The following is a 12556-nucleotide window of genomic DNA, read 5'->3' on the forward strand; positions in this document are numbered from 1 at the left end:
GCGTCGCTTCCTGCGGCCAGCGCGCTTGCCGCTCCGGCCCTGCCTTTGTATGACTTCTATAAGATACAAAAGACGTCCGCGGAGGCCCGGCGCTGTCCGCGATCGCGGCCGCGCCCGGCCGCAGCCGAGCGAAAGCGTAAGGGAGCACGGACCTTGGGTCAGCCGCAGATCGATCTCTCGCCTAAGGTTTCCGACGAGGTCCGCCAGACCACCTGCTACATGTGCGCCTGCCGGTGCGGGATCAACGTGCATCTGCGCGACGGCAGGATCCGCTACATCGAGGGCAACCGGGACCATCCGGTGAACCGAGGCGTGCTGTGCGCCAAGGGCTCGGCCGGCATCATGCAGCACTACTCCCCCGCCCGCCTGAGCAAGCCGCTCATGCGGGTCGGCGAGCGCGGCGCGGGCGAGTTCCGCGAGATCGAATGGGACGAGGCGTTGGCGCTCGCCACCGACTGGCTTCGCCCGATCCGCGAGCGCGACCCGAAGAAGCTCGCCTTCTTCACCGGCCGGGACCAGAGCCAGGCGCTGACCGGCTGGTGGGCGCAGCAGTTCGGCACGCCGAACTTCGCCGCCCATGGCGGCTTCTGCTCCGTCAACATGGCGACCGCGGGCATCTACACCTTCGGCGGCTCGTTCTGGGAATTCGGCGAGCCGGACTGGGAGCGCGCAAGATACCTGATGATCTTCGGCGTCGCCGAGGACCACGATTCCAACCCGATCAAGATCGGCCTGTCGAAGCTGCGCGCGCACGGCGCGAAGATCGTCGGCGTGAACCCGGTCCGCACCGGCTACAACGCGATCGCCGACGAGTGGATCGGCATCACGCCGGGCACCGACGGCCTGTTCGTGCTCGCCATCGTGCACGAGCTCCTGCGCACCGGCCGGATCGACCGCGACTATCTCGCCCGCTACACGAACGCCGCCTGGCTCGTGATCCAGGATCCGGACGGCACTGAGGACGGCCTGTTCGCCCGCGACGCCGAAGGCGTTCCGCTCGTCTTCGACGAGGCGGCCGGCGGCCTCGCGCCGCACAAGTCGGCGGGCGCGAAGGTGCGGCTCGAGGGCGAGGTCGCGCTGCCGGACGGACGGCGCGCAGTGCCGGTCTTCGCGCTCCTTTCCGCCAAGTACGCGGCGCCCGATTACGCGCCGGAGCGCGCGGCGGAGCCGACCGGCGTGCCGGCCGCAACGATCCGCCGCATCGCCGAGGAGCTCGCCCGCACCGCCTTCGAGGAGGAGATCGTGCTCGCCCGGCCCTGGACCGACTGGAAGGGCGAGCGCCACGAGACGATGATCGGACGCCCCGTGGCATTCCATGCCATGCGCGGCATCTCGGCCCATTCGAACGGCTTCCAGACCTGCCGTTCGCTGCACCTCCTGCAGATCCTGCTCGGCTCGATCGACTGCCCGGGCGGCTTCCGCTTCCAGCCGCCCTACCCGAAGCCGGCGGAGGCGCATCCGCGGCCGGCCGGCAATGCGAAGCCGAACACGCCGCTCGCCGGCAGCCCGCTCGGCTACCCGCTCGGCCCCGAGCACCTGCTCTTGGAGGCCGACGGCGTCACGCCCCAGCGGATCGATAAGGCCTATTCCTGGGAGGCGCCGCTCTCCGCCCACGGCCTGATGCAGATGGTGATCGCCAACGCCGCGGCGGGCGATCCGTACGAGATTGACGTGCTCTTCCTCTACATGGCCAACATGGCCTGGAACTCGTCGATGAACACCGCCGGCACGATGGCGATGCTCACCGCCAAGCGGCCGGACGGCGAATACGTCATCCCGAAGATCATCTATTCCGACGCCTATGCCTCGGAGATGGTCGCCTATGCCGACCTCATCCTGCCGGACACGACCTATCTCGAGCGGCACGACTGCATTTCGCTGCTCGACCGGCCGATCAGCGATGCCGACGTCGCCGCCGACGCGATCCGCTGGCCGGTGCTTCAGCCCGACCGCGACGTGCGCGGCTTCCAGTCGGTGCTGATCGATCTCGGCGCGCGGCTCGGGCTGCCGGGCTTCGTCGACGCCGACGGCAAGGCGAAATACCGCGACTACGCCGACTACATCGTCAACCACGAGCGGAAGCCCGGCATCGGTCCGCTCGCCGGGTTCCGCGGCAACGGTTCGGACGCCGGGCGGGGCAGCCCCAACCCGTCGCAGCTCGACCGCTACGTCGAGAACGGCGGCTTCTGGACGGCGCACATCCCGGACGAGGCGCTCTACTTCAAGCACGCCAACGCCGCCTACCAGGACTGGGCGGTCGGCATGGGGCTCTATGACAGCCCGCAGCCGGTCGTCTTCCAGCTCTATCTGGAGCCGCTCGCCAAGTTCCGGCTCGCCGCCCGCGGCAAGAGCTCGCCGCAGCCGCCGGACCACATCCGGCCCGTGATCGAGCGCTGTTTCGACCCGCTGCCGACCTGGTACCCGCCATTCGAGGGCGACCGGCTCGACCAGCGCGGCGAAACCGGGTTCCCGTTCCACGCCATCACGCAGCGCCCGATGGCCATGTACCATTCCTGGGGCTCCCAGAACGCCTGGCTCCGGCAGATCCACGCCCGCAACGCCCTCTACGTGCCGGGCGCGCTGTGCGACGAGCTCGGCCTCGCCACCGGCGATTGGGTCTGGCTCTCCTCCCATCACGCCCGCATCAAGGTGCAGATCGCGCGCATGGACGCGACCAACGGCAAGACGGTCTGGACCTGGAACGCGATCGGCAAGCGCTCCGGCGCCTGGGGCCTTTCGCCGGACGCGCCGGAGGCGGAGAAGGGGTTTCTCGTGAACCATCTGATCCGCGAGCTCCTGCCGGAGCAGGGCGACGGCCTGCGCTGGGCGAACGCCGACCCGATCACCGGCCAGGCGGCGTGGTTCGACCTCCGCGTGAACATCGAGACGGCCGAGGCGGAGCCGGCCGCGACCGAGCCGCGCTTCGCCGTGCAGCGGCGCGTGGCCGGCCAGCCCGCCTCGCCCGCGCAACTCCGCTACGGACAGGAATGGTGAGATGACGGCGCTTCCGAACGACACGCCGAGAAAGCTCGGCCTCGTCATCGACCTCGACGTCTGCGTCGGCTGCCATGCCTGCGTGGTGAACTGCAAGGAGTGGAACACCGGCGGCTACGGCGCCGCGCTGTCCGACCAGGACCCCTACGGCGCCGAGCCATCCGGGACGTTCCTGAACCGCATCCACACCTTCGAGGTGGTGCCGGAGCCGAACGGCTGCGGCGGGGGCGCACACGGGGCCCCGGGCGCGAGCCCGATGGTGGTGCACTTCCCGAAATCCTGCCTGCACTGCGCGGACGCGCCCTGCGTCACCGTCTGCCCGACCGGCGCCTCCTACAAGCGCGCCGAGGACGGCATCGTGCTCGTGAACGAGGACTGGTGCATCGGCTGCGGGCTGTGCGCCTGGGCCTGCCCCTACGGCGCGCGCGAGCTCGACCTCGCCGAAGGCGTCATGAAGAAGTGCACGCTCTGCGTCGACCGCATCTACAACGAGAACCTCGAGGAGGTGGACCGGGTCCCCGCCTGCGTGCGCACCTGCCCGACCAATGCCCGCCATTTCGGCGACCTCGCCGACCCGGCCTCGGCAGTGTCGCGCATGGTGGCGGAGCGCGGCGGCGTCGACCTCATGCCCGAGCAGGGCACCGCGCCGGTCAACAAGTACCTGCCGCCGCGTCGGCACCGCGGCGCGGCGAACGGCGGCGAGAGCGCGGCCGGGACCGCCCCTCCCCCGCCGAAGGCGACCGGCTTCGTCGGCTGGCTCGACCGCGCGCTCGACAGGCTCGGGTGATCCGATGCATCCGGCTGCCTCCATCATCGTCTTCACGACGCTCTCCGGCGCGGGCTTCGGCCTCGCCGCGTTCCTGGCGCTCGGCGCCGTGTCCGGGTCTCCTGCCGTGCTCGGCGCAGCCGCGCTCACCGCGCTCGGCCTCGCCGCGGCCGGCCTTGTGTCCTCGACCTTCCACCTCGGCCGCCCCGAGCGCGCCTGGCGGGCGCTGACGCAATGGCGAACGTCCTGGCTCTCGCGCGAGGGCGTGCTCTCGATCGCCACGCTCGGCCTCTTCGCGGTGCAGATGGCTACGGCCGTGCTGCTCGACCGGCCGCTGCCGCTCCTCGGCCTCGTCGTGGCGGCGCTTTCCGCCGTGACCGTCTACGCGACCGCGATGATCTACGCGTCGCTGCGCGCCGTGCCGCGCTGGCACACCGGGCTCACGCCCGCCTGCTACCTGTTGTTCTCGGCCGCCGGCGGCGCGCTGCTGGCGGCCTCCTTCCGCGCCTTCGCGGAGGGAAATGCCGGCGGGCTCGGCTGGGCCGCGCTCGCGCTCCTCGTGCTCGCCTGGGCGGCCAAGGCGCTGTGGTGGCGCCGCTCCGACCGGCGCCCACTCGGGGCGGCCGGCTCGACGCCGGAGACCGCCACCCGGCTCGGCCGGTTCGGCCGCGTCCGGCTGCTGGAGCCGCCGCACAGCACGGGCAATTACCTCACGCGCGAGATGGTGTTCCGGGTCGGGCGGAAACACGCCGCGAAGCTCCGGGCGATCGCCGTCGTGCTCGGCGGGCTGGCCCCGGCCCTGCTCGTCGCGCTCGGCCTGGCGGCGGGCGGCTGGCCGTGGTTCGCGGCCGCGGCGCTGGTCCACCTCGCTGGCATCCTTGCCGAGCGCTGGCTGTTCTTCGCCGAAGCCGAGCACGTCGTGGCGCTCTATTACGGCCACGGCGAGCGCGCCGCCCCCGCCGCGCTCCACGCCGGGGTGCGCTGAGACCTGCTCAGCTGCCCTGCATCGCGCTCGCCAGCGAGCGCGCATTGTGGCGCATCATGTCGACATAGGTCGGCGCGGGCCCGTCCGGCCCGGAGAGCGCGTCGGAATAGAGCGCGCCGCCCGGCCGCGTGCCGGTCTCGCGCGCGATCTGCTCGAGCAGGCGCGGGTCGGAGACGTTCTCCACGAAGAGCGCCGTCACGCCCTCCGCGCGGACCTGCTGGATGAGCCTCGCGACGTCGGCCGCCGACGCCTCCGACTCGGTGCTGACCCCCTGCGGCGCGATGAATTCGATGCCGTAGGCGCGCCCGAAATAGCGGAAGGCGTCGTGAGTGGTGATGACCTTGCGGCGCTCCGGCGGCAGCGCCCCGAACTCCGCCGCGATCGAGGCATGCAGCGCGCGCAGCTCGTCCTGGTAGGCGGCCGCGTTGGCGCGGAAGAGCTCGCACGAGCCCTGGTCGGCCCGGCAGAGCGCCTCGGCGATGTTGCCGGCATAGGTGACGGCGTTCGCGGCCGACTGCCAGGCATGCGGGTCGCTCGGGCCGTGATGGTGGCCGTGCGCTTCTGCGTGCCCGTGCCCTTCTGCATGGCCGTGATCGTCCTCGCCGTGCGCATGCGCATGGTTGTCATCGCCATGATCGTCGCCGCCATCGGCAGGGATGGTCGCCACGCCGGACGAGGCGACCGCCACCTCGCCCTTGTAACCGCTCGCCTTGACGAGCCGCTCGAGCCAGCCTTCGAAGCCGAGCCCGTTCACCACGACCAGGTCGGCCGCAGCCACCCGGCGCGCATCGGCCGGGCTCGGCTCGTAGACATGGGCATCGCTGTCCGGGCCGACGAGGGCCGCGACCTCGACCCGGTCGCCGCCGACCTTCGCGACGAAATCCGCGAGGATCGAGAAGCTCGCGACCACCTTCACAGGCTCGGCCGCCGGAACCGCCGCGGCGCTGGCCAGCAGGAGCGCGGTGCCGAGTGCGAGCGTCATCGAGAGTGCACGTCTCATCTCTATTCTCCTCAGGCTGTCCGATGTCGTGTGGAGAGGCGCCCGGCGATCAGCCCGCGGCGGCCGAAGGCGAGCGAAAGCACGTAGAGGATCCCCGCCGTCAGCACGATGGCCGGGCCGGAGGCGACGCTCGCATGATAGGAGACGAGCAGGCCGGTGACGCTCGCGAGCGCCCCGAAGCCGACCGCGAGCGCGCACATCGTCTCCAGCCGCCGCGTCCAGAACCGCGCAGCGGCCGCCGGCAGCATCATCAGCCCGACCGAGAGCAGCGTGCCGAGCGCCTCGAAGCCGCCGACGAGATTGAGGACGACGAGGACCAGGAAGAGGACGTGGATCCAGGGCCCGACGCCGCTGACGCTGCGCAGGAAGATCGGGTCCAGGCATTCCGCGACGAGCCCGCGCCAGGCGACCGCGAGCGCGAGGACGGTCGCCGTCGCGATGCTCCCGATCAGGATGAGCGCCTGGTCGTCGAGCGCGAGCACGCTGCCGAAGAGGACGTGGAGGAGATCGACGCTCGAGCCCTTGAGCGACACGAGGAGGACGCCCAGCGCGAGCGAGATCAGGTAGAAGGCGGCGAGGCTCGCATCCTCCTTCTGGATGGTGGAACGCGACACGGCGCCCGAAAGGAGCGCCACGGCGAGCCCCGCAACGAGCCCGCCGAAGGTCATCGGCAGCAGCTCCAGCCCCGAGACGAGGAAGCCGACCGCCGCGCCCGGCAGGATCGAATGCGCGATGGCGTCGCCGGAGAGGCTCATCCGGCGGAGCATGAGGAACACGCCGACGGGGCATGCCGAGAGGCTGAGCACGAGCGTGCCGACCAGCGCGCGGCGCATGAACTCGAACTCGGCGAACGGGCCGATCAGCAGGTCGTGGAGCATCAGGCGGCCCGGGTCTCGGCTTCGCACCAGGGTGCGTGGTCGTCCCAGCGCTCCGTCAGACGCCGCGCCTTCAGGAGGTTCTCGGGCCGCAGCACCTCTGCCGCCGGGCCCCAGGCGATCTTCTCGCGGGCGAGCAGCAGCGCCTGCGGGAACGCCTCGCGCACGAGGTCGAGGTCGTGGAGGACGGCGATCACGGTGCGGCCTTCGCCGTGCCAGCGGCGGACGATCCCGACGAGGTCGGCGACGGTGCGCGTGTCGATCGCATTGAACGGCTCGTCGAGCAGGATGAGCCGGGCCTCCTGCAGCAGGACCCGCGCGAAGAGCGTCCGCTGCATCTGGCCGCCTGAAAGCGTGTCGACGCCGCGGCGCTCCAGGCCGGAGAGCCCGACCGCGGCGATGGCGTGATCGATGCGGTGCCGGCCGGCCGCGTCGACGCGGCCGAAGAGGCCGCGCCGGTGCCAGAGGCCGAGCGACACCAGTTCCGCCACGGTCGCTGGGAACGAGCGGTCGATCTCGGTCTGTTGCGGCAGGTAGGCGACGTCGGCGGGATCGGCGCCGGCGCGCAGGATCTCGCCGCCAAGTGGCGCGAGCAGGCCGGCGATCCCCTTCATCAGCGTCGACTTTCCCGACCCGTTCGGGCCGATGATCGCGGTCAGCGAGCCGGCCTCCACCGCACCGTCGAGATGATGGACGGCCGCGTGCCGGTCGTAGCCGAGCGTCAGGTTCCGGAAGCGAAGGATGGGAGCCATGGCCGGATCAGAATGCAACCAGGCCGACGGCGAGCCAGACGAGCGCGGCAAGTGCGCCGGCGAGCGCGAGCCGCTCGCGCAGCCCCAGGCCGAGGAGCCCGAGCGCGACGCGGGCGGAGGCGCCACGCGCATGGCCGAGCGCGACCGCCTCGTGCCGATGGACGAGATCGTGCTCCGCAACCGCCACGCTGGCCGGCTCGGCATCGGCGAGCTCCGCTGCCCGGCTCACGAGGCCAGCCCCGCGTGCCGGCAGGCCGCGCAGCGGCCGAACACCTCGACCGAAACCGCCTCGATCGCGAAACCCTCCCCCGCAGCCGATTCGGCGATTGCGGCGAGCCGCTCGTCCTCGAACTCGCGAACGGACTTGCAGTCGCGGCAGACGACGAAGCCCGGCCGCCCGCCGTGGTGGGACCGGCAGCAGCGGACAAAGGCGTTGAGGGCCTCGATGCGGTGGACCAGGCCCTCGCGCTGCAGCTTGGCGAGCGAGCGGTAGACCTGGACCGGCGCCTTCAGCGTCCCCGACCGCGCGCGGTCGAGGATGTCGTATGCCGAGAGCGGTCGCTCGGCCGCGCCGAGCGCACCGAGGATCCGCTCGTCGTTTGCGCTGAGCGCGCTTTCCTTCATCGCCGGTCCTCCTGGGTCCATCTTGTAATCATATAACATCACAAGCGCAACCCGGCGCGCGTGCCGGCCGGCACCGGGACTTCGACCAGGGGAGCACCACCGAAAGTTTAGGTGCGGCGCATTGGCAAGATGACGAATTTCGGCCGGTTTTCGTTGGCCGGATGCGTGACATCAAAGGTTGCGCCGGGCTAGACTTGCATCGTTGAAACAGGGAGGTGCTTTGCCGAAATCGCGCACTCCATTTCGACCGATTGAACAATAAGAAGGTCGGGGAGCCCCCGCCGGAAAGAACAGACCTCCTGTCTGTTCGTTCCGGCCGGACGAGAATGTTTGATACTCGGCTTCGGATTGCTGAAGCCGACCACGTGAGGAGCCCGTCAATGAAACGCCTTCTTCTCTGTGGCGCTGCACTGTCGATGATCGTCTTCGGCAGCAGCGCTTTCGCTCAGCAACCCGATGATGACCTTCACGAAGCGGCAACGGCGCTGTTCCAGCCGATTCCGTCCATGGTTCCCGAGGTGAAGGGCAATCCGGTCACGCGCGAGAAGGTGACGCTCGGGCGGATGCTGTTCTTCGATCCCCGCCTTTCGGCGAGCGGGATCCTCAGCTGCAATTCCTGCCACAATCTGGCGATGGGCGGCGACGACAACCTCGAGACCTCGATCGGCCACGGCTGGCAGAAGGGACCGCGCAACTCGCCCACCGTGCTGAACGCCATCTTCAACGTCGCGCAGTTCTGGGACGGGCGCGCCGAGGATCTCCGCAGCCAGGCGGTCGGGCCGATTCAGGCGGGCGTCGAGATGGCGGCCGAGCCGGAGGTCGTGATCGCCACCCTGAAGAGCATCCCCGAATACGTCGACCGCTTCACCGCCGCCTTCCCCGGCGAGACCGACTCGGTCACCTTCGACAATCTGGCGAAGGCGATCGAGGCCTACGAGGCGACGCTCATCACCCCGGGATCCCGCTTCGACCAGTTCCTGGAAGGCAACCAGGTCGTGCTCACCGACCAGGAGAAGGAGGGGCTCCGCCTCTTCATGGACACCGGCTGCGCCGGCTGCCACAACGGCATCAACGTGGGCGGCCAGGAATATTACCCGTTCGGCGTCGTGGAGCGTCCCGGCGCCGACATTCTGCCGCGCAACGACAAGGGCCGATTCGCCGTCACCCAGACCGCGTCCGACGAGTACGTCTTCCGCGCCGTTCCGCTGCGCAACGTCGCGCTGACGGCGCCCTATTTCCATAGCGGCAAGGTGTGGGATCTGGAGCAGGCGGTCGCGATCATGGCGACGAGCCAGCTTGGCGCCGAGCTCGACGGCGAGCAGGTCAAGGCGATCACCGCCTTCCTCCACACGCTCACCGGCGAGCAGCCCGAGGTGACGCTGCCGATCCTGCCGGTCAGCACGAGCGAGACGCCGCAGCCGGATCCGGTGGTGAAGGACGCCACCAACCCGTCGGACGCGGCCGAGCCGGCGAACCCGGTCCGCTAGCGACTCCGAACGAAGACCGCGAGCCCGGCGCGAGCCGGGCTCGCTTTCGTCGCGCCCGGGCCCGGCCCCGGCATCCGGTGCAGCTGCCCCCATCCCCCTGGATCGCCGGATCGCGTCCGGCGACGACAGAAAGGGCGGCGAGGCCGCGCCAGCCGGCAAGGACGCCCTTCCTCGGACCCGGGACTGCGGCTAGAACGCTGCCGCTGGAAGAAGAACGACCGGGGGAATGGCGGGTGCTTTTTGCTTTCATCTGTTTGGCGCTCGGCGGTCTCCTGAAGGGGGCGACCGGGGCTGGCGCCCCGCTGGTCGCGGTGCCCGCGCTGGCGATGCTCGTCGACGTGCCCTTCGCCGTTGCGGTGATGGTCGTGCCCGGCATCCTCACCAATCTCGGGCAGGCCTGGGTCTACCGCGCGCATCGCCTGCCCTGGGCGTTCTTCGCCACGTTCACGGTGGCGGGCTCCCTCGGCATGCTGTTCGGATCCTATGCGCTCGCGAGCCTCGACCAGGACCTGCTGTCCCTCATCATGGCCTTGGCGGTGTTCGCCTATATCGGCTTCCGTCTGCTCAAGCCGGACTGGATCGTCAGCTACGCGGCGGGCCTGCGGCTGTCGCTGCCGCTCGGCATGGCGTCCGGAATGCTCCAGGGCGCCGCCGGCATGTCCGCGCCGACCGCCGTGACCTTCCTGAACGCGATGCGGCTCGAGCGCCCGGTCTTCATCGCGACCATCTCCAGCTACTTCTTCGTCGTCACGGTCGTCCAGCTGCCGACGCTCGGCTATCTCGGTATCATGACGCAGGACCGCTTCCTCGCCAGTGCGGCCGCCATCGTCCCGCTCCTCGGCTTCATGCCCGTCGGCGCCTGGCTGGCACGCCGCTTCTCGCGAACCTTCTTCGACCGCTTCATCCTGGCCCTGCTGGCGGTGGTCGGGACCAAGCTCATGGTCGATTCCCTGCTCTGATCCTTCACTGCCTCACGCCTCGGGCACGTTCCGCTCCAGCTCCTCAATCCAGATCCGCGCATTGCCGTCGGAGGGCGCCCGCCAGTCGCCGCGCGGCGACAGCGAGCCGCCGGCCGCGACCTTCGGGCCGTTCGGCATGGCCGAACGCTTGAACTGGCTGAAGCCGAAGAAGCGCTGCAGGAAGACGCGCAGCCAATGCTTGATGGCGGGTAGGTCGTAGCCCCTGCGCCGCTCCTCCGGATAGCCCGGCGGCCAGGCGCCCGCCGCCGCGTCGCCCCAGGCATGGAGCGCCAGGAACGCGATCTTCGAGGGCCGGAAGCCGTAGCGGAGCGTGTAGAAGAGGTTGAAGTCCTGGAGGTCGTAGGGGCCGATCTTGGCCTCCGTGCTCTGCGGCGTCTCCCCCTCCGCGACCGGCACGAGCTCGGGCGAGATCTCGGTGCCGAGGATGGATTCGAGCGTTTGCCCGACGTCCTCGTCGAACTGGCCGGAGGCGATCACCCATCGGATGAGGTGCTGGATGAGGGTCTTCGGGACGCCGGCATTGACGTTGTAATGGGACATGTGGTCCCCGACCCCGTAGGTGCTCCAGCCGAGCGCGAGTTCGGAGAGGTCGCCGGTGCCGAGCACGATCCCCTCGCGCTGGTTGGCGAGGCGGAACAGATAGTCGGTCCGGAGCCCGGCCTGCACGTTCTCGAACGTCAAGTCGTGGACCGGCTCGCCGCGGGCGAAGGGATGGTCGAGATCGGCGAGCATCTGCCGCGCCGCCGGGCGGATGTCGAGCTCGTGCGCGGAGGCGCCGAGCGCCGCCATCAGCCGGTGCGCGTTCCCCTTGGTGCGGTCGCTGGTGGCGAAGCCCGGCATGGTGAAGGCGAGGATGTCCTTGCGGTCGCGGCCGAGCCGGTCGAAGGCCTTGGCCGCGACGATCAGCGCCTGCGTCGAATCGAGCCCGCCCGAGACGCCGATCACGATCCGCCTGATGTGCGCCGCCTCCAGGCGCTGCACGAGGCCGGCGACCTGGATGTTGTAGGCCTCGTAGCAATCGAGCGCGAGCCGCTCGGGGTCGGCCGGCACGAAGGGGTGGCGCTCAACCGTGCGCGCGAGCCCGAAATCGCCGTCCGGAGGGTCGAGGCGGAAGAGGACGCGGCGGAACGGATCGGCGCCGCCGAGCATGCGGCGCCGGTTGTCGTCGAAGGTGCCCATCCGCGCCCGCTCCTGGCGGAGGAGGTCGAGGTCGACGTCGGCGATGGCGATCTCGTCGCTCGAGGGAAAGCGTTCGGTGCAGGCGAGCAATTCCCCGTTCTCGTAGATGTCGGCCTGGCCGTCCCAGGCGAGGTCGGTGGTCGATTCGCCAGCCCCCGCCGCCGAGTAGACGTAGGCCGCGAGGCAGCGCGCCGAGGCCGAGCGGCAGAGCAGCCGGCGCGTCTCGGCCTTGCCGATCGTGATGTTGGAGGCGGAAAGGTTGGCGAGCACGGTCGCGCCGGCGAGCGCGGCCTCCGCCGACGGCGGCACGGGCACCCAGAAATCCTCGCAGATCTCGGCGTGGAGGACGAAGCCCGGCACGTCCTCGGCCTCGAACAGGATGTCGGGGCCGAACGGCGCCTCCTCGCCGGCCACGACGATTGTGCCGCCGTCGGTGTCATCGCCCGAGCCGAAATGGCGGCGCTCGTAGAACTCGCGGTAGTTCGGCAAATGGACCTTGGGCACGACGCCGAGCAGCCGGCCCCGATGGACGGCGAGCGCGCAATTGTAGACGCGGCCGCGATGGCGGAGCGGCGCGCCGAAGAGGATCACGGGAAGCAGGTCGCGGGAGCCGTCGCGGATCGCGGCGATCCCCGCTTCCGCGGCGTCGAGAAGCGTGTCCTGGAGCAGCAGGTCGTCGATCGAATAGGCCGAGAGCGACAGCTCGGGCAGCACGACGAGCGCGGCGGAGCGTTCGTGGCTCGCGCGCGCGGCGGCGAGGATCGAGGAGGCATTCGCGGCCGGATCGGCGAGACGCGCGGCGATCGTGCAGGCGGCGACGCGCACGAAGCCGTGCCGGTAGATGGAGCGGAAGGACATGTCGGAGGTCGGGATCCCTGGACGAGGCGGCGCACCGCCACTCTAACGGAATTGCG

At 70.3% G+C, this 12556-nt stretch carries 11 protein-coding genes; 5 read left to right on the forward strand and 6 right to left on the reverse strand.

What is annotated here, in order from left to right; all coding sequences use genetic code 11:
- The first annotated feature begins 153 nt into the window (after positions 1-153).
- The 3 genes from ACUN0C_RS07370 to ACUN0C_RS07380 are packed head-to-tail and all read left to right on the forward strand — an operon-like array spanning position 154 to position 4745.
- Positions 154-2994 (forward strand): molybdopterin oxidoreductase family protein, encoded by a 2841-nt coding sequence (locus ACUN0C_RS07370; RefSeq protein ID WP_445465688.1) that lies wholly within the window; start codon positions 154-156, stop codon positions 2992-2994.
- 1 nt (position 2995) lies between these two features.
- Entirely contained in the window at positions 2996-3781 is a 786-nt protein-coding gene (locus tag ACUN0C_RS07375) for a 4Fe-4S dicluster domain-containing protein (protein WP_445465689.1), read from the forward strand.
- 4 nt (positions 3782-3785) lie between these two features.
- Positions 3786-4745, forward strand: a complete 960-nt coding sequence (locus ACUN0C_RS07380) for a dimethyl sulfoxide reductase anchor subunit family protein (RefSeq protein ID WP_445465690.1) — start codon at positions 3786-3788, stop codon at positions 4743-4745.
- A gap of 7 nt (positions 4746-4752) precedes the next feature.
- Here the strand turns inward: ACUN0C_RS07380 and ACUN0C_RS07385 are convergent, their stop codons facing one another.
- The 5 genes from ACUN0C_RS07385 to ACUN0C_RS07405 are packed head-to-tail and all read right to left on the reverse strand — an operon-like array spanning position 4753 to position 7996.
- A complete protein-coding gene (locus ACUN0C_RS07385) occupies positions 4753-5745 on the reverse strand; it encodes a metal ABC transporter solute-binding protein, Zn/Mn family (RefSeq protein ID WP_445465691.1) in 993 nt (330 codons plus the stop codon).
- An 11-nt stretch (positions 5746-5756) separates the two neighbouring features.
- Positions 5757-6623, reverse strand: coding sequence for a zinc ABC transporter permease AztB (gene aztB / locus ACUN0C_RS07390; RefSeq protein ID WP_445465692.1), 867 nt, complete (start codon positions 6621-6623; stop codon positions 5757-5759).
- Positions 6623-7372 carry a zinc ABC transporter ATP-binding protein AztA gene (gene aztA, locus ACUN0C_RS07395; RefSeq protein ID WP_445465693.1) on the reverse strand — a complete coding sequence of 250 codons (750 nt, stop codon included), beginning with the start codon at positions 7370-7372 and terminating at the stop codon, positions 6623-6625. Before aztA ends, aztB begins: the two co-directional genes overlap by 1 nt.
- A gap of 7 nt (positions 7373-7379) precedes the next feature.
- Positions 7380-7601, reverse strand: coding sequence for a hypothetical protein (locus ACUN0C_RS07400; RefSeq protein ID WP_445465694.1), 222 nt, complete (start codon positions 7599-7601; stop codon positions 7380-7382).
- Positions 7598-7996: a Fur family transcriptional regulator gene (locus ACUN0C_RS07405; RefSeq protein WP_445465695.1), complete on the reverse strand. Its 399-nt coding sequence runs from the start codon at positions 7994-7996 to the stop codon at positions 7598-7600. Before ACUN0C_RS07405 ends, ACUN0C_RS07400 begins: the two co-directional genes overlap by 4 nt.
- A gap of 380 nt (positions 7997-8376) precedes the next feature.
- On the opposite strand from ACUN0C_RS07405, the gene ACUN0C_RS07410 reads away from it, so the two are divergent.
- Together ACUN0C_RS07410 and ACUN0C_RS07415 are read left to right on the forward strand one after the other, a co-directional pair.
- The gene (locus tag ACUN0C_RS07410) at positions 8377-9483 is read left to right on the forward strand and encodes a cytochrome-c peroxidase (RefSeq protein ID WP_445465696.1); all 1107 of its coding nucleotides are present in this window, start codon (positions 8377-8379) and stop codon (positions 9481-9483) included.
- Positions 9484-9716: 233 nt separating this feature from the next.
- Complete coding sequence (locus ACUN0C_RS07415; protein ID WP_445465697.1) at positions 9717-10442, forward strand: sulfite exporter TauE/SafE family protein; 726 nt, start codon at positions 9717-9719, stop codon at positions 10440-10442.
- A gap of 12 nt (positions 10443-10454) precedes the next feature.
- Here the strand turns inward: ACUN0C_RS07415 and ACUN0C_RS07420 are convergent, their stop codons facing one another.
- Positions 10455-12500: an NAD(+) synthase gene (locus ACUN0C_RS07420; protein ID WP_445465698.1), complete on the reverse strand. Its 2046-nt coding sequence runs from the start codon at positions 12498-12500 to the stop codon at positions 10455-10457.
- Positions 12501-12556: the final 56 nt, after the last annotated feature.

Source organism: Faunimonas sp. B44 (genome assembly GCF_052655945.1).